The sequence below is a fragment of the Mobilisporobacter senegalensis genome (assembly GCF_003752155.1).
In the GTDB taxonomy this organism is placed as follows: Bacteria; Bacillota; Clostridia; order Lachnospirales; family Lachnospiraceae; genus Mobilisporobacter; species Mobilisporobacter senegalensis.
Window position 1 is genome coordinate 18,959 of record NZ_RJVG01000004.1, and the last position, 22,391, is coordinate 41,349.

General features: G+C 34.7%; 24 protein-coding genes and 1 other annotated feature. Of the genes, 8 read left to right on the plus strand and 16 right to left on the minus strand.

Translation table 11 applies throughout. From position 1 onward, the window contains the following. Positions 1-52: 52 nt before the first annotated feature. Positions 53-307: a binding site (T-box leader), on the minus strand. A 58-nt stretch (positions 308-365) separates the two neighbouring features. Beyond that, positions 366-788, minus strand: a complete 423-nt coding sequence (locus tag EDD66_RS07420) for an NUDIX hydrolase (RefSeq protein WP_123608948.1) — start codon at positions 786-788, stop codon at positions 366-368. A 253-nt stretch (positions 789-1,041) separates the two neighbouring features. Between EDD66_RS07420 and EDD66_RS18395 the strand changes: the two genes are divergently transcribed. The 5 genes from EDD66_RS18395 (at position 1,042) to EDD66_RS07435 (ending at position 3,678) form a co-directional block, all read left to right on the plus strand. After that, on the plus strand, positions 1,042-1,200 hold the full coding sequence (locus EDD66_RS18395; RefSeq protein ID WP_170164285.1) for a hypothetical protein: 159 nt from the start codon (positions 1,042-1,044) through the stop codon (positions 1,198-1,200). A 415-nt stretch (positions 1,201-1,615) separates the two neighbouring features. Then, positions 1,616-2,155 carry a PadR family transcriptional regulator gene (locus EDD66_RS07425; RefSeq protein WP_123608949.1) on the plus strand — a complete coding sequence of 180 codons (540 nt, stop codon included), beginning with the start codon at positions 1,616-1,618 and terminating at the stop codon, positions 2,153-2,155. 90 nt (positions 2,156-2,245) lie between these two features. Continuing rightward, entirely contained in the window at positions 2,246-2,587 is a 342-nt protein-coding gene (locus tag EDD66_RS18815) for an ATP-binding cassette domain-containing protein (protein WP_279232880.1), read from the plus strand. Continuing rightward, positions 2,574-2,960 (plus strand): ABC transporter ATP-binding protein, encoded by a 387-nt coding sequence (locus tag EDD66_RS18860; protein ID WP_330511003.1) that lies wholly within the window; start codon positions 2,574-2,576, stop codon positions 2,958-2,960. Before EDD66_RS18815 ends, EDD66_RS18860 begins: the two co-directional genes overlap by 14 nt. 1 nt (position 2,961) lies before the next feature. Further along, positions 2,962-3,678, plus strand: a complete 717-nt coding sequence (locus EDD66_RS07435; protein WP_123608950.1) for an ABC transporter permease — start codon at positions 2,962-2,964, stop codon at positions 3,676-3,678. A 144-nt stretch (positions 3,679-3,822) separates the two neighbouring features. Here EDD66_RS07435 and EDD66_RS07440 read toward each other — a convergent pair whose 3' ends face one another. Both EDD66_RS07440 and EDD66_RS07445 read right to left on the minus strand, forming a co-directional pair. Continuing rightward, positions 3,823-4,518 (minus strand): MgtC/SapB family protein, encoded by a 696-nt coding sequence (locus EDD66_RS07440; protein ID WP_123608951.1) that lies wholly within the window; start codon positions 4,516-4,518, stop codon positions 3,823-3,825. A gap of 196 nt (positions 4,519-4,714) precedes the next feature. Continuing rightward, positions 4,715-5,887 carry an iron-containing alcohol dehydrogenase gene (locus EDD66_RS07445; protein ID WP_123608952.1) on the minus strand — a complete coding sequence of 391 codons (1,173 nt, stop codon included), beginning with the start codon at positions 5,885-5,887 and terminating at the stop codon, positions 4,715-4,717. A 331-nt stretch (positions 5,888-6,218) separates the two neighbouring features. On the opposite strand from EDD66_RS07445, the gene EDD66_RS07450 reads away from it, so the two are divergent. After that, a complete protein-coding gene (locus EDD66_RS07450; RefSeq protein ID WP_123608953.1) occupies positions 6,219-6,869 on the plus strand; it encodes a YczE/YyaS/YitT family protein in 651 nt (216 codons plus the stop codon). 74 nt (positions 6,870-6,943) lie between these two features. Then, the gene (locus tag EDD66_RS07455; RefSeq protein WP_123608954.1) at positions 6,944-7,669 is read left to right on the plus strand and encodes a Crp/Fnr family transcriptional regulator; all 726 of its coding nucleotides are present in this window, start codon (positions 6,944-6,946) and stop codon (positions 7,667-7,669) included. A gap of 17 nt (positions 7,670-7,686) precedes the next feature. Here EDD66_RS07455 and EDD66_RS07460 read toward each other — a convergent pair whose 3' ends face one another. Further along, complete coding sequence (locus tag EDD66_RS07460) at positions 7,687-8,451, minus strand: TSUP family transporter (RefSeq protein WP_123608955.1); 765 nt, start codon at positions 8,449-8,451, stop codon at positions 7,687-7,689. Between the two features lie 194 nt (positions 8,452-8,645). On the opposite strand from EDD66_RS07460, the gene EDD66_RS07465 reads away from it, so the two are divergent. After that, entirely contained in the window at positions 8,646-9,941 is a 1,296-nt protein-coding gene (locus EDD66_RS07465; RefSeq protein ID WP_170164286.1) for a LysM peptidoglycan-binding domain-containing protein, read from the plus strand. Positions 9,942-10,059: 118 nt separating this feature from the next. On the opposite strand, the gene EDD66_RS07470 is transcribed toward EDD66_RS07465, so the two are convergent. The 12 genes from EDD66_RS07470 to EDD66_RS07525 all read right to left on the minus strand — a co-directional run bounded on the left by EDD66_RS07470 (position 10,060) and on the right by EDD66_RS07525 (position 22,389). Then, positions 10,060-10,305, minus strand: coding sequence for a hypothetical protein (locus EDD66_RS07470; protein ID WP_123608957.1), 246 nt, complete (start codon positions 10,303-10,305; stop codon positions 10,060-10,062). 2 nt (positions 10,306-10,307) lie between these two features. Beyond that, on the minus strand, positions 10,308-11,114 hold the full coding sequence (locus EDD66_RS07475; protein WP_123608958.1) for a beta/alpha barrel domain-containing protein: 807 nt from the start codon (positions 11,112-11,114) through the stop codon (positions 10,308-10,310). Next, complete coding sequence (locus EDD66_RS07480) at positions 11,089-12,072, minus strand: homocitrate synthase/isopropylmalate synthase family protein (protein WP_123608959.1); 984 nt, start codon at positions 12,070-12,072, stop codon at positions 11,089-11,091. The genes EDD66_RS07475 and EDD66_RS07480 overlap by 26 nt, the downstream gene beginning before the upstream one ends. Positions 12,073-12,095: 23 nt before the next feature. Continuing rightward, complete coding sequence (locus tag EDD66_RS07485; RefSeq protein ID WP_123608960.1) at positions 12,096-12,404, minus strand: 2Fe-2S ferredoxin; 309 nt, start codon at positions 12,402-12,404, stop codon at positions 12,096-12,098. Positions 12,405-12,427: 23 nt separating this feature from the next. After that, positions 12,428-15,121, minus strand: coding sequence for a nitrogenase cofactor biosynthesis protein NifB (gene nifB, locus EDD66_RS07490; RefSeq protein WP_123608961.1), 2,694 nt, complete (start codon positions 15,119-15,121; stop codon positions 12,428-12,430). A 42-nt stretch (positions 15,122-15,163) separates the two neighbouring features. Further along, positions 15,164-16,498, minus strand: a complete 1,335-nt coding sequence (nifE, locus tag EDD66_RS07495; protein ID WP_207667762.1) for a nitrogenase iron-molybdenum cofactor biosynthesis protein NifE — start codon at positions 16,496-16,498, stop codon at positions 15,164-15,166. Positions 16,499-16,515: 17 nt separating this feature from the next. Beyond that, positions 16,516-17,880: a nitrogenase component 1 gene (locus EDD66_RS07500; RefSeq protein ID WP_123608963.1), complete on the minus strand. Its 1,365-nt coding sequence runs from the start codon at positions 17,878-17,880 to the stop codon at positions 16,516-16,518. Beyond that, a complete protein-coding gene (nifD, locus tag EDD66_RS07505; RefSeq protein ID WP_123608964.1) occupies positions 17,874-19,472 on the minus strand; it encodes a nitrogenase molybdenum-iron protein alpha chain in 1,599 nt (532 codons plus the stop codon). Before nifD ends, EDD66_RS07500 begins: the two co-directional genes overlap by 7 nt. Before the next feature lie 18 nt (positions 19,473-19,490). After that, on the minus strand, positions 19,491-19,874 hold the full coding sequence (locus tag EDD66_RS07510; protein ID WP_123608965.1) for a P-II family nitrogen regulator: 384 nt from the start codon (positions 19,872-19,874) through the stop codon (positions 19,491-19,493). 11 nt (positions 19,875-19,885) lie between these two features. Then, on the minus strand, positions 19,886-20,212 hold the full coding sequence (locus tag EDD66_RS07515; RefSeq protein WP_123608966.1) for a P-II family nitrogen regulator: 327 nt from the start codon (positions 20,210-20,212) through the stop codon (positions 19,886-19,888). Between the two features lie 21 nt (positions 20,213-20,233). After that, positions 20,234-21,055, minus strand: a complete 822-nt coding sequence (gene nifH, locus EDD66_RS07520; protein WP_123608967.1) for a nitrogenase iron protein — start codon at positions 21,053-21,055, stop codon at positions 20,234-20,236. A gap of 281 nt (positions 21,056-21,336) precedes the next feature. Further along, complete coding sequence (locus EDD66_RS07525; RefSeq protein WP_123608968.1) at positions 21,337-22,389, minus strand: sulfate/molybdate ABC transporter ATP-binding protein; 1,053 nt, start codon at positions 22,387-22,389, stop codon at positions 21,337-21,339. Between the last annotated feature and the right edge of the window lie 2 nt (positions 22,390-22,391).

Genomic DNA, 22,391 nt, shown 5'->3' on the forward strand with positions numbered 1-22,391 from the left:
TTTTTAGCAATGATTTTTGCAAACGACAATAAAAAAACTCCCGTCCTTTAAGCTAAAGGACGAGAGTGAGTTCCCGTGTTACCACCTTGATTCATAAGTAATTCACATTACTTATCTTTTCGAGTACTCCAATAAGGGTTATACTCTAGCACGATAACGTGTGCAGGAATCCGTCACAGCCTACTAAGAACCCTTTTCAGTGTGAAGCTCAAAGATGTATTCAAAATCAGTCTCCTTGTACCTCTCATCAACCGGTAACTTTCTGTAAGGTTATCTAATTTCTACTCTTTCTTTTCATTGCTTTTCAAATAAATATTAAATTAAGATTCATTTTAGTAAATGAATTCCGATTTGTCAATCACTTTTTAATCTTCTCTGATATCTAATTGATCCAATATATGATTATTTTTTAAATCATTTGCCATCCGTTTGGTAATAAATTTGAAAAGTTCTTTTTTCCCCACCCATTTATAATCATCATGTTCAAAGGATAATTGAATCTCTTTAGAATCAGTGAAACATAAATATATTATTATAACAACCTGTCTGTATTCATGAGTCTGAAAAGTTGTTGCAAATAATGATTTCTCTATTGTGACTTCTAATCCTGTCTCTTCTAATATTTCTCTCTTTAAGCCCTCTTCAAGATTTTCCCCAAACTCTAACTTGCCTCCTGCAAATTCCCAGATTCCCGGGATCATTGGATCTGTTTTAGAGCGCCTTATGATCAGTATCTCGTTATCATGTACTATAATAGCTTTTAAAGCTATCACAATAACATTCTCCATAGTAACCCTCTTTTCTAAAATGCTATAGCTGTAGTATATCTTATAATTTAAATTAGAGCAAATAAAACAAAAAATTAATATTTTTGCATACCATCCATCTTTTACTATTTTCATGTAAAGTATCGCCAGCATAGCTTTTTATTTTGGTGATATACTAATATTGATTAGGAAACAAACTAATCTGGATTCAACTGATATTCGTGGATGAACTTATAAGTTTTAAATTGATTGAAACAGAAAAGGAAGTGTCACTATGAGTAAACAGTCTAATCAACGATTTCGTAAAGAGATGGATAAAAAGTCTTACAAAGATGCAAATAACAAGACTGATAATTCCCATATTTTACACCAAAAACAATCTGACCATGGTAATTTCAATGCTTCAGTAGAAAAATCTAATAAGGCGAAATAAAAACCAGGGATATATCTTTTATTTTAAGAAGATATATCCCTACATCTTTGGCAAATTTCAATTCATAAGTTGTAAAACTTCATCAACAAGTTCTGGATCAAGAGCAGAGATTGGTTCATCAAAACCATAATTATACACCGCTAATAAAAAGTAGAATACTGTTTTTTTATTTAATTTCACTAAACTTCTTTCTACCTTTTCTACTGCATAAGAATAATAATTCTTATAAGCTAAGACTACTGGATTTTCGCGATTAGTATCTTTCTTACTCTCTGGAATATATAGGACAATTACTGTATTAAAATCATGTGGAATATCTTCTGAAGAGGATACAATATATACACCTGTATCTTGACAAAATCATATATTCAATATATAATATACAATATTGAGTATTGACGGAGGTGAGATTAAATTGACAAGGTTACTTGTACTTGGAATATTAGACGTTCAGCCAATGTCCGGCTACGATATTCAGCAGACTTTGCAAATGACGGACGCAGAACGTTGGGGCGGGGTATTGATTGGTTCCATTTATCATGCTCTAAAGAAAATGGAGCAGGAAGGTTACGTTGAGATTACCAGTATAGAACAGACGGGACACCGCCAAAAAGCGGTTTACGCGATTACGGAATCTGGGCGAAGTTATCTTCAAACACTTATTAAAGATTCTCTTAAAGTTTCTTCGGTACTTTATCCCTCAACGTTATATTCCGGCCTATCCTTTTATGAAAAACTATCTACTAATGAATGCCGCAAGGCACTTGAGGAACAACGCACTGCCTTAACAGCAGAATATGCTGCTGTGAAAAGTGGATTTGAAGCCAAAGACACGGCTATGCAACATAAAATCCCTCCAATGGTTTTACTTATCATGGATAATATGTTTTCAATTATAAAACAACAGCAGAATTTTGTTGATAAGGCTTTGGCACTTTTGGAAATGGAGCATTAAAAATTTCTCCCTCGTAACGGAGGGAGAAAAAATAACGCTAATACTCAACGTTGTATAAACAATATTAAATGAAAGATGGAGGTTTTAAGTATGATGCTAATGGAAGCCAAAGGCATACACAAACAGTTTCATAACCGCGAAGTGGTAAAAGGAATTGATGTAGAAGTTCAGCAAGGGGAAATTCTTGCTTTGATTGGAACAAATGGTGCAGGAAAATCAACCACTCTGGCAATGCTCTTAGGGATATTACCACCGGATACCGGAACAATTACGCGCTGGCGTGAAGATTACAAGGCCCATATAGGCGTTCAATTACAGTCCACGCCCTTTTTTGAAGGTTATACCGCCGAAGAAAATTTACGGCTTTTTGCCGCTCTTTATAACTTGAAAATGGATAAAGAACAGGTTCAAAAAAAAACTGGAGGAATGTAATTTACAAGAAGCAAGGAAAACACTTGCTTCACGCTTATCTGGAGGACAGCAAAAAAGGCTGGCGATTGCGGTTACTACTTTGCACAATCCAGATTTGATTGTACTTGATGAACCAGCGGCAGGGCTTGACCCCCGTGCCCGGAACGAGATAAGAGATATGATTAAAAAATTAGCAGAGACTGGTGTCACTGTACTTTTTTCATCTCATGACATGGAAGAAGTCTCTCGTATTGCTGACCGCATTATTTTAATGCACGAGGGAAAAATTGTCGCACAAGGTCAGCCGGGAAACCTTTTACAGCAATATCACGCAGAAAACCTTGAAAACTTATACCTTGAATTAACTGACAATGCACAAACTGGGAGGGAATGACATGAAAACAATATTCAGCCTTACATTTAAATCTGCAAGCCGAGACCCTTTTTTACTGCTGTGGTCACTTATTCTTCCAATCGGCGGAGCAATTGGATTAGGGATTTTTATAAAATCCCCGGATTATCCTGAACACATCTTAACAGGTATGATGGCGGTCAGCGTTTTGTTCTATGCACTAACAACTACATCTTTTACCATACTGACACAACGCCGGAGAGGTGTATATAACCTTCTACGGGTAACACCTATGCCGCTTTGGAGATATGTATGCAGTATATCAGGGGCATGGACTATCATTTCCTTTCTGTGTGCAGTTCTTGTCATGCTGTCTGGAATATTGGCACTTAAATTAAGTGTTTCGATTGCAACTATTCTCGCCTTACTTCCGACTCTAATGATTGCCGCACTTGGCTATGTCCTCCTTAGTTTTTTTATAGCAAGTCTAAGCCGGACAGAAAACAATGTAAGTATTCTAACAAATATTATTACTCTGCCGCTTATATTCAGCAGCAGTACCTTTTACTCTTTAGACAATGCTCCCGGCTTTATTCAAATTCTTAACAAATGCAACCCTTTTCAATGGTTTGTAAATGCTTTGCGCGGTGCATTTAACCTATCATGGAGCGATTATTTTATAAACACAGGACTTGTTTTATTAGTAGCAATTGTTGCTTTCTTACTGGCATTAAAAACATTCCGATATACGGATGTTTAAGAGCATACATGTACTGTTCTATGGTCTGCATTGAAAATAAAAAAATGCAATATAACTGTCATTCTGTAAAGCAATAACATCTTCTGGATAAACAGCCTTCCGATGGCAGTTCAATGCAATTGGAGGGCTGTTTATGTTTCTATATTAATTAATTTCTTCTACCATCACAACTTCGTCAATAGAACCAAGCATCGTGATTAATTTCTCATGAGTCATTTTTTCTTTCTGCTTAAATGTAATTAACAGACCCACTGTATCTTCCGGATTCCTTGTCTTTGAAATCTCCAAATTTGTAACTTCCATATTTCTCTTTCGAAGGAAAGCTAAGACAATCCCTATTCCCTTTACAGATTTAATTTCAATATACACTTCCACTAATTTGGTTCTTGACATTACATAATCATCAAAACGATGTAATAAGGTTACACTGCCTAAAATAAACAGGCAACCTAAAATTGCCCCTTCATAGAAACCAATACCAATAGCGAGACCCATACATGCAGATGCCCATAAACCTGCTGCCGTAGTAAGTCCCTTTACCTGCTGTTTACTTGTAATTAAGATTGTTCCTGCTCCCAGGAAACCGATACCACTAATTACCTGCGCTCCCAGTCTGGTAGGATCTCCCCCGTAACCCAGATCTTCGTAAATAAATTGATTTGTGATCATAACTAATGCAGATCCTATACAAACCAGAATATGTGTCCGAAATCCAGCCGGCCTTCTTTTTCTGCCACGGTCGTAACCAATTAAGCCACCGCAGATAATTGCCAGGATCAGACGAACTGTGATAGATAACCAATTTACTTCCTGTAAATATACCCCTATCATTTCTTTCATGATTCTTCCTCCTCCCATCTAAAGATATCATATGCCATCCATATTTATGGCTTACTATCATTTTATAATTATATCCTATTTTCTATTAATGATAAAATGAAATTTTTTATTTAAATATAACTAAAAGCGATGTGATACAAAATTCCTTTTGCAACATCGCTTTTATCAATATATGTTAAATTACAAATACCCTAAATTAAAAATCTACTTCTGTTCCATAATAAGTACATGTTAACAATCTTTCCATTTCAGCAGGTGTAATTGGTCTTGGATTGGAGCCGGTGCAAGCATCTCCAACTGCCAATTCTGCAATCTTTCCTACTTTTTCTTTAAATTCCTCCTCTAAAACACCAAATTCTTTAAGTGATTTAGGGATGTTTAGATTCACATTATAATCATCTATTTTTTTACATAAAGCTTTTACACATTCATCATTATTTCCTGTAAATCCAACATTTCTGGCAATATCTGCATAACGTTTTTTCTCATTCTTTCCATTGAATTTAATAACATAAGGTAAGTAAATTGCATTGGCACATCCATGAGGAATATGACCGGTTGAAAAAGCTGCACCTGTTTTATGAGCCATGGAATGAACAATTCCAAGAAGTGCATTGGAGAATGCCTGTCCTGCCAGACATTGTGCATAGTGCATTTGTTCTCTTGCTTCCATATTACCATTGTAAGAATCCGGAAGATACTCAAATACCATTTGAATTGCTTTTATTGCAAGAGGATCTGTAAAAGGGCTGTTCATAGTTGATACATATGCTTCAATTGCATGAGTCAATGCATCCATACCTGTATGGGCTGTTAATTTTGCCGGCATTGTTTCTGCTAGTTCAGGATCTACGATTGCAATATCAGGGGTAATGTTAAAATCGGCCAAAGGATATTTTACACCCTTTCCATAATCTGTAATAACCGAGAATGCCGTAACTTCCGTTGCCGTTCCTGATGTAGATGGAATCGCTATAAATTTCGCTTTTTGTCTTAAGGTTGGGAATGAGAATGGCTGAATAATCTCTTCAAAAGTAGTATCCGGATATTCATAAAATACCCACATGGCTTTCGCCGCATCTATTGGAGATCCTCCGCCCATAGAAATAATCCAGTCAGGTTCAAACTCTCTCATTACAGCTGCACCTTTCATAACTGTTTCAACAGATGGATCTGGCTCTACATTTTCAAATAATTTTGCTTCAATCCCTGCTTCTTTTAAATATCCAAGAACTTTATCTACAAACCCGAATTTCTTCATAGAACCACCGCCAAGAACGATGATAGCTTTCTTTCCCTTAATATTTTTTAACTGCTCAAGGGATCCTTTTCCATAGTACATATCTCTAGGTAGCGTAAATCTCATCATAAATATACCTCCATATAGTTTGTAATTAATCAAGTTAAATTCATTATAACATTGTTAATTTATTAACGCAATATATTTTGGTATTGTTTTTATTTTAGTGCATTTATATTGATTTAATTTAATTTATTTAGAAAAAGCATAAAAAACCAAACTAAAATCAATATTTATATGATAAATATTTAACACTTTAAATTTATAATGTGTACCTCAAATTATTTACATTAAAATTTTTCTAAAAAAGGACGTACGTCCTTTTTTATGATTTCAAAAAATATTATAATTAAGCTCAAATGTTAATTGGGTTAACTTTTTTATTCAACAAGGAGGAAGTATGAAAAATATTAATTTGTTTAAATTGTTAATGGCATTATTGGGGATATTCCTTATTGGGGCAGGTGTTGCTTTTAATGCAGCGACCCAGTTAGGTAATGACCCAATAGGTATCATATATGATGGTGTTCGTAATGCATTAGGACTTACACCTGGTCAATTGGGGCTTGTATCTAATTTTGTGAACTATGGACTAATTGCTCTCCTGTTTTTCGTTGGCAGAAAATATGTAAATATCGGAACTTTAATTTATATTTTACCATATGGTTTTTTTGTTAATGCAGGTAATAAACTATATGCGGCAGTCATTCAATCCAATGATTTTTCAAGTCGTATGGTTGCCGGTATCATAGGATGTTTATTCATATATACTGGTGTGGCGATCTATATCTCTATGGATATGGGATTGGACCCTTTTACAGGTATTGTAATGGTAATCAGAGATAAAATAAAATTAGATTTTAAAAAAACAAAAATCTGCTTTGATATTATTATGGTAATCTTCGGTGTGATCCTCGGCGGAAAATTGGGAATCATAACAGTATTTACTGCTCTTACTGCCGGTCCGTCCATTCAATTTATTTCTAATAAAATAACCGGATTGATGAAATTATATGAAAATAGGAAAATGTCACCTGGTAAATTATCCTGATATGGACAAATGCCTTTGTGTATTATATGATAGTAACAATGATACTATCAATATAAGAATACGAGGTATGAGCCATGGACAATATTGAAAATGATAATGTTTATAATTTCTTGAATGAACTGCATGGAACTGCAAAAGATTATCTTAATAAATACTTGTCCCAGGCTCCAGACTGGCTGCTGGATTCTATTCAGATCGTTAAGACTAAAAAGAATACCACTTTTATCCGTGAGAATGAAAAAGTCGATTTTGTATATATTCTTGCAGAGGGTATTGTAAAAGCGATTGACTATCGATTTTTAGGTAATTCCTATGATTATATGTGGTTTTACCCTGTGAAAACTTTTGGGGGAATGGAAATATTATTGGAATTAGATCATTTTCAAACAACTTTATCCACAATGACTTCATGTAAAATGCTTGTTATCCCCAAAAATATCTTTGAAAAATGGATGAAAAGTGATATCAATGCATTATCTATGGAAGTAAAAACGATGGGCTCTTTCCTTTTAGAAGAAGTCAAAAGAGAGAGAGTATTCCTATTCATTCAGGGTTCAGACAGAGTAATCTATATATTGACCCATCTCTATGAACAGACTGCTATTGACAATGTATGTATTATTAAAGTTACTCATCAGGATTTAGCAGATAGCACCGGTCTTTCTATTAAAACAATCAACCGTTCCTTAAAAAAATTAGAAGAAGAAGCTTATATCAGCCGATCAGGAAATAAAATTATTATCAAAGAAACTCAATATAAAAAAATGAAAGAAATCGTAGATCAAAATCATGGAAATTAAGGGAACTGTCCCATATCTTACAATAAATCAACAATGACTTTAATCAGTAAAATCCCCATTACAATGACTAACATCGGCCTTATTACTTTAGTCCCTCTTTTTAATGCAATTCCTGAACCAATCCAGTTCCCTAAAATCCCAAAGATTGCTCCCGGAATTCCAATCGTATATAGAATTTTCCCATGTACTGCAAAAGTAATCAATGCAGCTATATTAGAAGAAAAATTAACTATTTTTGCATTTCCGGAAGAAGTGATCAAATCAAATCCTATCAGAGCGCTGAAACAAAAGATCAGGAAAGTTCCTGTTCCCGGTCCAAAGAATCCATCATAGATACCTATCACAAATCCAGACATCATGGACAACAGGATAATCTTGCCCCCAGATAAGCCAAGGGCTTTATTCTCCCTGCCAAACTCTTTTTTTTGATATATTATGAATGCAGTAATGGGTAAAATGAAAATCAATATATATTTTAAATATTTTTCATCAAGGCTTAAATTCAAGGTAGCTCCAAGATATGAACCAAATAATGCCATAATAGCAGCAAAAACTGCACTTTGAATATGTACTTTTCCATTCTTTATATAGCGTACTGTTGCAAAGAAAGAACCAAAGGTCGAAGAACATTTATTAGTTCCCGTTGCCAGATGAGGTGGAATACCAATTGCAAAATAGGCGGGAAGGGATATCAAACCGCCTCCGCCTGCAATGGAATCAATAAATCCCGCTATAAATGTGATTGGACAGATTAGTAATAATTTTAGTAGTATATCTTCCATTCTTGTCTCCTTTAAAAATATAATGCTTCCTGATTATTAATTCATTAATCCGGCATTACTATATGATATATTAGTACAATGGTTTTTGTAAAGATTTATATGACTTATATTATATATTTTGACCCACCGTTCTCCCATCGAACTATTTAATTAAATTAACATATAATAGGAATAAAAATTACATGGTGGTATTAATGATTATTCATGTAGTGCAATCTGGAGAAACAATTTATTCCATAGCCGAAAATTATGATGTATCTGCAATAAGATTAATGCAGGAAAACGGTATTGATTCCCCTGATAATTTAGTTCCTGGCCAGACGATTGTAATTTTATATCCAGAACAGACATATATCGTAAAAGAGGGTGACACCTTGTTAGGAATTGCTGAAGCACATGGTGTTTCAGTAATTCAGTTATTAAGAAATAATCCCTATCTGTCTAATAGAGAATCTATTTATCCCGGAGAAACTATCGTTATAAACTATCAGGGTGAAAAAATCATGACAATTTCTATCAATGGTTATGCTTATCCTTTCATTAATAGATCAATATTAAAAGAAACGTTACCATATCTGACTTATTTAACGGTATTTAATTATAATATCACTCCTACAGGAGAACTAATTGACATTCCTGATGAAGAAATCATTCAAATAGCAAAGGATTTCGGTGTAGCTCCAATCATGTTAGTCACGACTTTAACAGAACAGGGAACCTTTAGCAGTGAGATTGCACGTAATATCCTTCAAAATGAAGATTTGCAGGATCATTTAATAGATAATATCCTCTCCGTATTAAAAGAAAAAGGATATTATGGAGTGAATCTTGATTTTCAACATATACTTCCGGAAGATCAACATCTCTTTGTGGATTTTATTACTAAGGCAGGTGCCCGATTACATGAGGAAGGTTTTCATCTGATCATCACACTGACTCCTGTGACACTGGAAACAGAAAATGGATTATTTTATACTGATTTCGACTATACCAGTATTGCCCAGGCTGCCGACCAGATTATGCTTCTATCTTATCAATGGGGCTACTTCTTTGGTCCTCCTGCCACTACTATAACACCCTTTAATACAGTAATATCAAATTTGGAGTATAGTATAACACTGATACCTCCTGATAAAACAAATATAGGAATACCAATCATTGCTTATGATTGGCAGCTTCCATATATGGAGAATATTTCAAGAGCCTATTCTCTTAGCTATTGTTCCGCTATTTCGTTAGCTGCTCAGACAGGATCCACTATTATGTATGATGAAACCTATCAGGCAGCTTATTTTAGCTATATTGAAGAGGGTCCCTCTGAAAAAACAGAGCATATCGTATGGTTTAAAGATGCAAGAAGTATTGATGTTTTACTTAGCCTTATCCCTCAATATGGTTTGAAGGGCATTGGAGTCTGGAATATTTTATGTGAATTTCCACAAATGTGGCTTGTGATCAATTCCCAATATGATATTGCACAAGTATTATGAAATTATTACTAACAAAAAAAAGAGAGTTTATTATATCACAAATAAATTCTCTGTTTTTTATGTACCTATTACATGTAAATTTTCTATCTTGTTTCTATATTCCCTTAATAATTCCACATCATAATATTTGTGGATAGTGTTTCTGAAGTTTTCTTATATCAAGTTCATATACGTTTATTTCATCTGTTTCATATGGCAAAATAGGATAGCTTTCTTTAATATCCTCTTCCATATCTTCTCCCCTTTGTCTATTATTCTTCTTATTGTCATTCTTCTTATTATCTTTTTTATTAGTAAAAAATAACTCTGATATGATTTTATCCTCATTATGATGAAAAAATCCTTCCATTCGAATAATATTCATTCTTACATAGCTCCCTTCAATACAGTATAACTTTGTTTTTCCACCTCTCTTATCTGTTTTCTATTCATTGCAAATTGAAATATGGATTCACTTGCATGAATAAAATCGTAGAAATTACAGTTGCCAGTTCTTTCTCCAATACCAAATAAGGTACAGTCTATATAGTCTGCACCTGCTTTGGCTCCTATAATTGAATTTGCAACTGCCATACCTAAATCATTATGTACATGCATTTCAATTTTTATATCTGTATGAGCTTTTATTGTTTCTACGATTTCTTTTGTTCTATTTGGTATTAGGATTCCCACTGTATCTGCCACACGAATTGTATTTACTCCAGCTTTTTTAAGCTCTTTTATCAGAGATAAAATAAATCCCAGATCCGCTCTTGATGCATCTTCTAAACCAACTGTCACATCAATATTATGGTTTTGAGCTAATTCAACACAGCATAAAATATTTTTTTGAACCCAGATTTTATTTTTCTTGAGTTTACTATAAATCTGAACATAGGATACAGGAACTCCGATATGGATAATATCAGGATTGCATTGAATAGATTGTTTCACATCATTTATATTCATGCGGCTCCATACAGAAATTTTTGCATTCTTTCTAGTTTCAATGATTCTACTAATTCCTTCTATTTCTTTATCACCCAGACATGGAATACCTGCTTCGATCTCATATATACCTATATTATCCAAAAGCTTTGCAATCTTTAATTTATCCTCTATTCCAAGTGCGATTCCAGGACTTTGCTCCCCATCCCTTAATGTTGTATCAATAATATGTTTGAATTCTTTCATTCCCAATCACCTTGATGACAATCCTTTCAAATTCTTGATCATTTAGACTTTTTCTATTTAATGTACAAGTTTCTTTAATCAAATATAATATCTCATTAAGATTACTGTCTATGGGAATCGGCATATTTAATTCTTCCAGCTTTAACTTAATTGCTTTCATACCCGAATGCTTTCCAATTACAAATTCTGTTTTTCCTCCAACCCACCCCGGCTGATAAGCCTCATATGTATCAGGATTCTTATGCAAACCATCTGCATGAATTCCAGCCTCAACCTGGAATATGTTTTTACCTAATATCGGCTTTTTATTTCCGATACAACTATTGGTAATCCTTTCATAAATTTGCTTCAATTGAGGTAATACAGTTAGATCCCGATTGGGCTTGTGTCTGATTGCTAAACGAAGGGCCATGATAACTTCCTCAGTAGCCCCATTATTCTTATGCCCTGCAAAGCTGGTGGTAATATCTGTCCCTGAGTTCAAGACCCATTGTAAGGCTAGAGCACTTGCACAACCGTAAGTATTTTCCGGGCAGAAATTGATTTTACTTTTGGATAATATTTTTTTTATTTCGTTCATTGTTCTATCATAGGATTCACAAATCAAATCATCAAGTCCAACAATACGTAATTCTCTGTATTCTGTAAGTGCCCTAAGCTTTACAATCTCTCTTGCATCATTCATTTGTACTTCATGAATAACTGTATCCTGATTTATTGTGCAATTAGTTACATATTTGTAGAAACCAGGATATTTATTTATCTCATCTGCATACTCAACATTAAGAATATATTTACCTTCTTTCGGAAGCAGTTCCATTCTCTCGTATGCAGCAATTGAGAACTCTACTACATCAACCCCTATTGTAAAAAGCAAATTACAAAAAGTATATAAATCCTCTTTTGATGGCAAGCAATCATCGAATGCAGTCAATGTATTATCAATAATCCGTATCACTTTACCAACTCCCTCAGAATAAACTATAATAATAATTCATTAACAACATTTCCTCCTTCAATATGCTGTTCTACTATCTTTTCAATATCATCTATACTAACATTGCCATACCATATACCTTCTGGATAAACAACTACAACAGGCCCTTTCTCACATATACCAAAACACCCTGTATTTGTTATCATTATTTCTCCTGATAAATCTCTGTCTTCTATCTCTTCCATAAATCTCTGAATGATACCCACTGATTCTTTTGAAAAGCAATAACCCTTTTGCTGTCCATTTATTCTACAACTAGTGCAGACAAAAATATGATGCTTTAGCTCTACCATGAATTTCCCTCCTTAAAATAGAATTAGCCGATCTTTTTATAATCTGAAAAATTAGATATCACCTTTTTCACAGAATCCTCTATTCTATCGTAGGTTGTAAAAACCTGAATACCCTTTTCTTTTAGTTTTCTCTTTGGTGCTTCTCCAATTCTCATAGTAATTACTGCCACGCAGTCTCCTATTGAATGAATTATCATAGCTATTTTATCCTCATGATCACCACATTCTTCATTACCAGTACAATATTTATCAATTTTTCTCTTCTCCAATAATACCGCATTTCCTTGGTAATATTCATATATATATAATTCTGTTACCTGACCAAAATGCTGATCCACATTAATCCCACTTTTCGTAGTTACCGCGACTCTAATCGAAGAATCATTTAAATTCTGTTTAGGTATATCTCTTACTTTCTCTGAATTATGGCATTTACTATATTCAATGGATATATCATTCCCTAATGTTCCGATTGCATCTGCACGACATTGTTTACAATGATACATCTGAGGCAGGATTTCTTCACATTGTTTACGCATTGCCATAATTTCTTTATTATTTACTAATGGGAGAGATTCAAATTCACTTCCCTGAACTGGAATCAACCGCATAATATTAGTAATTGTGGCACCAATTTTTTTCACTTTATTTACCACTTCCGGTATGTGATTGTCATTGATTCCTTTAATCATTACAATATTGACTTTGCATATGATTCCTTTTGAGGTAAGCATCTTAATACCAGAGAGCTGATTTGTCATAAGAATGGCCGCTGCTATTTCTCCGAAATAACGTACCCCCATATAGTCTACATATTTATATATTTTAGCTCCTAATTTAGGTTCCACCGCATTCATGGTCACAGTCACATGGGATACCCCTAATTCAATTAGTTCATTAGCATATTGTGGAAGCATTAATCCATTGGTAGATAAACAAAATGTGATATCTTTATCTTCATTACGTATGTATTCTAATGTCTTTTTTGTTTCTTCAAAATTAGCTAAGGCATCCCCTGGTCCAGCAATTCCTATTACAGACAGGTTAGGTACTCTCTCCTTCACTTCCAAATATTTTTCACAAGCTTCTTCTGGAGTTAGTATCTTTGTAGTAACTCCCGGTCTGCTTTCATTGGGACAATCATATTTTCTAACACAGTAGTTGCAGCTGATATTACATTTTGGTGCAATGGGAAGATGCATTCTGGCATAATTATGTGCACCACAATTGTAACAAGGATGGGTATCCGTCTTATCAGCAATCGTTTTATATTTGGGGGATATTTCCTTTTGTGAATTCATCTCCTGATTGATCTGATCCACTTCTTTCAGATTGATGATACTGCCCTTATAATACTTATGATATAATTCTTCTCGAAAACCAGCCTCTTTCTTTGCCAATATTGCATTAGATATTTCATCTAAAAAGATAAGAGCACCTTCGTATCCAATGGTACGTACTCTTTGGCCTCCAACACGATCGTGAATTGGAAAACTTCTTCGTACAAGGTCAATCTTTAATTTTTCTGCTATTCTTCTTCCATCAGAATTACCAATTAATATATTTACATTCAATTCCCTTGCCAGTTCTTCAATAGTCCCAAAGTCTACGTCATCTAAGATTTCATAGCGATCAATCAATTGATAATCTGCAATTTCTCCAATTTCTTTTTTTATCATTTCCTTAAGTTTCTCGCTTTTAGAACCAGTAGCAGCAATCAATGGCATAATACCGTTTTCCACACATAAACGTACTGTACTGTATACAAAATCTGGTTCCCCGTAAATGGCAGCTTTTGCCTCGCCATTATATTTATGAGAATCTACCATTGCATCCAGGAATCGCCCCCGTTCTTTTTGTATCTTCTCTAATGTTTCTTTCCCTGATATTTCTGATAATATTTCAAGTAAAATATCATTATCTCTTAAACTAACCGGAAGATTTAACTTCTTATAAGGAACCTGATATTGCTCATATAAATACTCTGCCACAGAAGGGTTTTCATTAGTGAAACTTGATAATTCAAGAGTGAATTTTGCTCCTGCCATCCTTTTAATATCTTTCATAGATGTTCCATATTCAGGAAGTTTCTGATAAATGTGACTATGAACTCCATCCAGATTTTCTGACAAATCGGGAAGTAATATGTAATCTATAGAAAAACTTTCTAACAATTCTTTTAAATACCTTGCATCTCCAGGAGAAAGGATACTGGTAATTATATTAACTTTATTATTCTTTCTTGTATCCATCTTAGTAGATTTTACAATTTCATATAAAGCTTTCATATACCCTTCAAATTGAGTCCCCTCATAACCGGCAGATAATACTGGAATAATTTTTATCTTCTGATATTCTGGATTGCAATAATAGAATTTATCAATCATTCGTACAATATCTTCTCCTATGGTTTCAGCAAGACAGGTTGTAATTACTCCGATGACTTCTGGTTCATACACTTGAATTAAATTTTTAAGACCCATAATAAGATTCTTTTCGCCTCCATATACTGTTCCTTCTTCTGTTAACGAGGAAGAAGCAATATCTACTGGCTCATTATAATGAGTAGCCATATGCCTTCTTATATAAGTACTACACCCTTGGGAGCCATGGAGAATAGATATACATTTTTGTATCCCATAAAAAGCAGTAACCGCTCCCATAGGCATACACATTTTACAAGGATTTACGTTTAAATTAACCAATGTTCCTCTCATACAACCTCCTTTCTGTAGACAATTACCGAATACACAATTCACTTAATGAATATATTTCCATACCGGACTGTTGACACTCCTATTTATTTCTTTCACAAAATTAATTACTCCATCAAAACCGCTCAGTGGATGCTTTCTTTCATGATTATGATCACAGAAAGCAACTCCAAGTTTATACGCTAATGGTCTTTCTTTTACTCCGCCTACTAAGATATCAGCTCTCTTTTCTTTTATATATTTCTCTAATTCGGCGGGATTGGCATCGTCAAGAATTACCGTATCTTTGTTAACTATACTTTCTATGATCTCATAATCCTCCTTTTTCCCTGTCTGAGTTCCAACAACTACAGTTTCCATTCCAAGAGTTTTAAACTGGCGAATTAATGAAATCGCTTTAAAGCCGCCACCCACGTAGATTGCTGCTTTTTTCCCTTTTAATTTTCCCTTGTAATGAGCTAGAAAAGGCTCTAGTTTCTTAGTCTCTTCTTTGGTAAATTGAAGTGCCCTCTCTTTTGCCGCCTCATCTTTCATGGTCTTGGCAATTCCTATAAGAGAATTGGTGGTATCTTCGATTCCAAAAAAACTTACTTTAATATAAGGAATTCCCATCTCTTCTTCCATTCTTTTCGCCAGATAAGTACTCGATCCTGCGCACTGGACAATATTTAGAGTTGCTGCTGGTGCTTCAATTAAATTGTTATAACTTGCATCTCCGGTAATAGTAGATATAACGGGTATTCCTATCTTATGAAGGTAATCTTTAATGATCCATATTTCACCTGCCAAGTTAAAATCACCCAATATATTAACTCCTTTTCTTTTGGCCGGTTTGTGAATTGCAATCAGCTCCATGATGGCATTACATGCCATCTTATAACCTACAGACTTATTACCGGCAAATCCAGGTGATTTCACTGGAATTACTCTGATTCCATACTTTAAGGACATTCTTTTACAGACAGCTTCCACATCATCTCCAATAACTCCCACAATGCAGGTAGCATATACAAAAATTAATTTTGGGTGAAACTTCTTTGCTATCTCTTCAATGGCAGCAATTAATTTCTGCTCTCCTCCAAAGATCACATCCCGTTCTCTTAAATCTGTGGAAAAACTGTTACGGTACAAATCATCCCCACTTGTGAGACTGCCTCTGATATCCCATGTATAACTGGCACAGCCTATGGGTCCATGGACTATATGGAACGCATCTGTAATAGGATTCAGTACTACTCTTGCACCACAGTATACACAGGCTCTCTGGCTTACAGCTCCTGATATACTGTCCATATCACATTTTATACCATTGCCAGTACATCCTTCCTGCTTATGTAAGATAAAATCTTTTCTTTCTTCTAAAACACTTGCGTTACCCATAGAATCCACTCCACTCTTTACATTATTAATTCAAAATCTTCTTCTGCACAATCTCTATCCTGCCTATCCATGAGAGCATTAACAATCAATTCCGCTAATCTCATCCCTCCTTTATATCCCACAATTGGCATATAAGAATGCACATAGCGGTCTACAATAGGAAAACCTGCTCTTACAAATGGGATATCTTCGGCTCTTGCAATATATTTACCATGAGTGCTCCCAATAAGTAAATCAACACTCTCTTCTTTTATCCATTGATGTAATTCATATAAATCTCCTGATGATTTTGCCCTACATCCTTCCATTCCAAATTTATGAAATAAACTTTCCGCCTCAGTTTCAAATCCATCTCCTGGAGTTCCTGTTACTAAATAAGAAGGAATCATTCCCATTTCTAATACAAATTCGCCAATTCCAAGGACCGTATCCGGATCCCCAAAAATAGCAACTTTCTTATTATAGGTATAAGGATGAATATCAATCAAAATATCAATCAATTGTCCACGCTCTTCTTCTAGCATATACGGCACTGCTTTTTTTGACAGTCCTTGTAAAGTCATAATATAATTATCCGTATTATTGATTCCGATAGGGAGGGATAATGTCTTATATGGCACATTACATTTCTTTTCCAAAGTCACAGCAGGTAATTCACTGGCTGCTTTCCCAAGGGCTAATATACTTTCTGAATCACCAAGTTCTATAATTTCTTCTACGGTGGTACCTCCTTTAGGAAACATTTCAAATTTACCTGTCATTGGACTATCCATAACACCACTTGTATCTGGAAGCATGGTATAAGAAATACCCATTTTATCAGCAATTTTCTTCATTTCCCTCATATCTCCCGGATTTACAAAGCCTGGTATAATTGTTACTTTCCCATTCTTTTTTTCTGAAGAAACAGAAAGATATTTTATAAATCCTGAAACCATATTACTAAAGCCTGTAATATGGGAGCCTTTATAGCTAGGAGTATTCGTATGAACCATATATTTCCCTTCTGGAAGTTCAATATCCTGTATTATTGCATTTAAGTCATCCCCAATGGTCTCTGACAAACAGGTCGTATGTACTGCGATAATCTTAGGATTATATATATCAAATATATTTTTTGCTGCTGTCTTTAAGTTACTGCCACCACCAAATACGGAAGATCCTTCTGTAAACGAACTAGAAGATGCCATTGCCGGATCTTTAAAATGTCTCGTTAAAAACATTCTGTGGAAAGCGCAGCAACCTTGTGAACCGTGACTATGAGGCATACATTCATGTACTCCAAGTGCCGCATACATAGCTCCAACAGGCTGACAGGTCTTTGCTGGATTCACTCTAAGCGCACTCCTGTCATATTTTTCTTTCTTTGTATAATTTAACATGCCTTTTCACCTCCTAAAGTTCCCTCTAAGACAGGTGCTAATTTCCAGGGTGCTTTTACATAACTCCATGCAGGAGTATAGATCCCCATCGTAACATCTCTTGCAAAGTTTACTGCTCCACGAAAACCTGCATACGGCCCGCTGTAATCATATGAATGTATCTGTCTTGATAAGATTCCAGCTTTCTGAGAAACAAATTTATCTTTGATTCCAGAAAAGAAAATATCTGGTTTTAAAACTCTGAGAAATTCTTCTGTTTCATAATGATTCAGGTCATCAATGATATATGTTCCATCTTGCATTTCTTTTACTAATCCCTCATAATAATCGAGAAATTTTTCTTCTTTTAATTTATTTACATCGTCTTCCGATAAATAAAGATGGTATTTATTTGTGTCTGGTTCTACTGTTAATGACTCAATATTCTTACTGTCTGCATCCACTTTAATGAATGGCAAAACTTCCCTGCCTTCATAATCATCCCTATGGGCAAATTCGTATCCAGCTAATATAGTCTGAATTCCCAAATCTTTTAGAAGAACCTGATAATGGTGTGATCTGGAGCCTCCGGCATAAAGAGCCGCCTTTTTCCCTTTTAATTTGCTCTTATAATATTCCATGTCATCCTGAATAAGGCTTAATTCATCTGCAATTACCTCTTCCGTTCTGGCTATCAGTTCTTTGTCATTAAAAAATTTTGCTATGTTTCTAAGAGATTTAATGGTTCCCTTTACACCTATAAAATTGACCTTTAACCATTGAACTCCATATTTCGCTTCAAGCATTTCTGCAATATAATTAATAGAACGATGACATTGTACTAAACTTAAATTTGCCTGATGGGCATTCTTTAAATCATCTATTTTACTGTCACCTGTAAAGGTAGATACTATTTCATAACCAATTCTTCTTAAAATTCGTTCTGTCTCCCAACCATCCCCTCCAATATTATACTCACCAAGAATATTTACAGAAAATTTATTTTTTATTTCCCTGTCACCTTCACCAATTACAAATCTCATTAATTGGTTATTTGCAATATGATGTCCAGCTGATTGACTTACTCCTTTATATCCCTCACAACTAAATGCAATACATTTAATACCAAACTCTCCTTCTGCCCATTTTGCAACAGCATGAATATCATCTCCGATTAATCCTACTGGACATGTAGAACAGATTAATATTGTGGAAGGATGGAATAAATCCATTGCTTCTTCAATAGCTTTCTTCAATTTCTTTTCACCACCGAATACAACATCAGATTCTTGCATATCTGTGGAAAAACAATATTCCAGATAATGATCTGCCCCTTCTTCTTTTTTCCCTTTATGCCGTCTGGTGCCCCATGCATAAAAGGAACATCCAATTGGACCATGCACAATCTGCAAAGCATCTTTAATCGGGCCAAGTACAACACCTTTACATCCTGCATAGCAACATCCACGATGGGTCATGATTCCTGGTATTGTACGAACATTAGCTGCAATCTGATTATTATTATCGTTATCATTTACGGTCACCATATGTTCTTTTCGATTTTTATATACTCTGGAGCTATACTGATCCAGTACTTTTTCCATTACACTCATAACAATCACCTCCCATATCTAATAAGCATCTTTACTATTATCTCCGCTTCTAACCTGATAATTTTCATATACTGGTAAAACAAATATCTTTCCATCCCCTGGATTTCCTGTGGAATTGGTATCCATAATCGTATCTATCGCTTTATAAACATCTTCATCTTCAATGATTAAAGTAAATGCTCTCTTAGGTATCAACCGATTCATCTCAGTAAGATATTCACCCACAGGAGATAAGGGGATTTCTCCAGATTCCACAAAAGAGGATAACATGGTCATATCAAGTAACTTTTTTCCTCTTCCTAAAACTTTTCTACAAGTAAATGCTGGAATTCCTGCTTCTAATAAAGCCTTTTTTGTCGCATTCACTTTATTCTGTCTGACAATTGCCATAACTTCTTTCATACTCATCCCTCCTAAAGACCTTTTTTCTTGGTGCTTATGGTATAGGCTTCTTCTACCGGACTTACAAAAATTCTACCATCACCAAAATTTCCACTTTCACCAGTTCTGGAATATTTTATTATAATCTTCACTACATCTTCTTTATCAGCATCTTCTATAACCATCAATAACATTTCTTTCGGAATCTCATCATAGAAAATTTCTCCAACCTTTACTCCTTTTTGTTTCCCACGTCCATATACATCCATTTTAGTTACTGCCGGAAACCCTGCGGATAATAATTCGGAAAGAACTATACCTACTTTTTCCGGTCTGATGATTGCTCTAATCAATAACATAAAACCACCTCCATATAATTTTTAAATATCCATTAATCCATGTTCCATAAGAATCTCTTCCAGTCTTTCTTGTTTCATTGGTTTCGGTATTACAAACATATCATTTCCATCAATTTTTTGTGCCAATGCCCTGTATTCATCTGCCTGAGCAGCATCCGGGTCAAAATTAATAACTGTCTTTTTATTAATTTCAGCTCTTTGAACCATGTTATCTCTCGGTACAAAATGGATCATCTGAGTGCCAAGTTCCTTTGCAAATGCTTCTACAAGCTCTGCTTCGCCATCCACTTTTCTTGAATTACATATAATGCCTCCAAGTCTGACACCACCAGAGGATGCGTATTTCTGAATCCCTTTGGAGATATTATTTGCCGCATATAATGCCATCATTTCACCTGATGCAACAATATATATCTCCTGTGCTTTACCTTCCCTGATTGGCATTGCAAAACCACCACAGACAACATCACCAAGTACATCATAAAATACATAATCCAGATCATCGGTATATGCTCCAAGCTGCTCTAACATATTAATAGATGTAATAATGCCACGTCCTGCACATCCAACACCTGGTTCCGGACCACCGGATTCCACACATTTGATACCTGCAAAACCCTCTTTCATAATAAAATCAAGATCAATATCTTCTCCCTCTTCCCGAAGAGTATCAAGTACTGTCTTTTGAGCTAATCCCCCAAGAATAAGCCTGGTTGAATCCGCCTTAGGATCGCATCCAACAATCATAATATTCTTACCCATCTCTCCTAATCCTGCTGTAAGATTTTGAGTTGTAGTGGATTTTCCTATTCCACCTTTTCCGTAAATAGCTACCTGTCTCATATAAATTCCTCCCTTTTCTGATTTTCACATTATCCACTTACTATAAAGTGAAAAGACGCCACTACTTATTCTTAATAAGTAACGACGTCTCTGTCTAATAGAGTGCTAGCAATTTCTATGGCTCAAATTCTATCATCATTGGATTTTTTATACAATACATCGAATTGTCAAATATTAAATAAAAACAATGTATTTTTTTGAACATTTTTTACTAATATCTTATTTTGCTTTCTTTTATCTGATATTGTGGCGTTTCTTTTAGAGTTGTCTGCTTTCCTTCCTTATTTTAGAAGAACTAATTTCTCACTGGGAAATGATATACGGTTTGGTGCCTTTTCTTTTAATATTTCTTTCCAATAACCTTTCGTTATCTTCCACCATATATTCTTTCCAAAACTGGATTCATCCCTATTATGTAATAGTACATTCCATTCAAATGGTGTTTCAGTGATTCCTACACAAGTTACCTGCATTGTATTCTCCATTACCAAAGGGTCTCCACATCTTATATCATGTGCTCTAATGCCCACATATGTAATATCCTCTGTAACTTTTTTCTTCGTCTTTAAAACAATATTCCAATTCAATGCAGCCACTTCAAAATCAGATATTTTATAAGCTTTTGATATATTCTTACAACCTGTTAACCTTGCCGTTGCAGCATTGATAGGATTATAAAAGATATCTTTCGTATTTCCCAACTCAATCATTTTTCCTTTCTCAATAATAGCCATGTTATTGCATAATTTATAAATCTCATCTCTACTATGGGAGACGATTAGTGTATCAACCTCATATTTTTTTAATACCTCCAGGAGTTCCTGCTGCAACTGCTCCTTTAGATAAGAATCCATAGCTGAAAATGGCTCATCTAATAAGAGAACCTCTGGTTCAAAAGCAAGAATCCTTGCTAATGCCACTCTTTGCTGCTGTCCTCCTGACAGACTATAAGGATATCTGTTTTCCAAACCATCCAGTTGAAATAAATTTATCATTTTTTCTACAATATGATGCTTATCTCTAGTCCTTTCAATTCCTATTTCAATATTCTTCGCCACTGTCATATTCGGAAAAAGGGCATAATTTTGAAACATATATCCTACTTTCCTTTTTTGAGGCCGAAGGTTAATTCTATTACTTGAATCAAAAAGTACTTTCTGGTTTAAAACGATTTTTCCTTCATCTGGTTTTTCAATTCCTGCAATGCATTTTAAAGTGAGACTTTTCCCACAGCCGGATGCTCCAAGGATTCCTAATCTTTGCCCCTTATTCTCCAAACTTACGTCAAGATCAAAACCTTTATATTTCTTTTTAATGTCAACATACAGACTCATTT

Coding starts and splice junctions, on each gene's coding strand:
- EDD66_RS07420 (WP_123608948.1), bottom strand. CDS start 788: ATGGAGAATGTTATTGTGATAGCTTTAAAAGCTATTATAGTACATGAT.
- EDD66_RS18395 (WP_170164285.1), top strand. CDS start 1,042: ATGAGTAAACAGTCTAATCAACGATTTCGTAAAGAGATGGATAAAAAG.
- EDD66_RS18815 (WP_279232880.1), top strand. CDS start 2,246: ATGATGCTAATGGAAGCCAAAGGCATACACAAACAGTTTCATAACCGC.
- EDD66_RS07435 (WP_123608950.1), top strand. CDS start 2,962: ATGAAAACAATATTCAGCCTTACATTTAAATCTGCAAGCCGAGACCCT.
- EDD66_RS07440 (WP_123608951.1), bottom strand. CDS start 4,518: ATGAAAGAAATGATAGGGGTATATTTACAGGAAGTAAATTGGTTATCT.
- EDD66_RS07445 (WP_123608952.1), bottom strand. CDS start 5,887: ATGATGAGATTTACGCTACCTAGAGATATGTACTATGGAAAAGGATCC.
- EDD66_RS07450 (WP_123608953.1), top strand. CDS start 6,219: ATGAAAAATATTAATTTGTTTAAATTGTTAATGGCATTATTGGGGATA.
- EDD66_RS07455 (WP_123608954.1), top strand. CDS start 6,944: ATGGACAATATTGAAAATGATAATGTTTATAATTTCTTGAATGAACTG.
- EDD66_RS07460 (WP_123608955.1), bottom strand. CDS start 8,451: ATGGAAGATATACTACTAAAATTATTACTAATCTGTCCAATCACATTT.
- EDD66_RS07465 (WP_170164286.1), top strand. CDS start 8,646: ATGATTATTCATGTAGTGCAATCTGGAGAAACAATTTATTCCATAGCC.
- EDD66_RS07470 (WP_123608957.1), bottom strand. CDS start 10,305: ATGAATATTATTCGAATGGAAGGATTTTTTCATCATAATGAGGATAAA.
- EDD66_RS07475 (WP_123608958.1), bottom strand. CDS start 11,114: ATGAAAGAATTCAAACATATTATTGATACAACATTAAGGGATGGGGAG.
- EDD66_RS07485 (WP_123608960.1), bottom strand. CDS start 12,404: ATGGTAGAGCTAAAGCATCATATTTTTGTCTGCACTAGTTGTAGAATA.
- nifB (WP_123608961.1), bottom strand. CDS start 15,121: ATGAGAGGAACATTGGTTAATTTAAACGTAAATCCTTGTAAAATGTGT.
- nifE (WP_207667762.1), bottom strand. CDS start 16,498: ATGGGTAACGCAAGTGTTTTAGAAGAAAGAAAAGATTTTATCTTACAT.
- EDD66_RS07500 (WP_123608963.1), bottom strand. CDS start 17,880: ATGTTAAATTATACAAAGAAAGAAAAATATGACAGGAGTGCGCTTAGA.
- nifD (WP_123608964.1), bottom strand. CDS start 19,472: ATGAGTGTAATGGAAAAAGTACTGGATCAGTATAGCTCCAGAGTATAT.
- EDD66_RS07510 (WP_123608965.1), bottom strand. CDS start 19,874: ATGAAAGAAGTTATGGCAATTGTCAGACAGAATAAAGTGAATGCGACA.
- EDD66_RS07515 (WP_123608966.1), bottom strand. CDS start 20,212: ATGTTATTGATTAGAGCAATCATCAGACCGGAAAAAGTAGGTATAGTT.
- nifH (WP_123608967.1), bottom strand. CDS start 21,055: ATGAGACAGGTAGCTATTTACGGAAAAGGTGGAATAGGAAAATCCACT.
- EDD66_RS07525 (WP_123608968.1), bottom strand. CDS start 22,389: ATGAGTCTGTATGTTGACATTAAAAAGAAATATAAAGGTTTTGATCTT.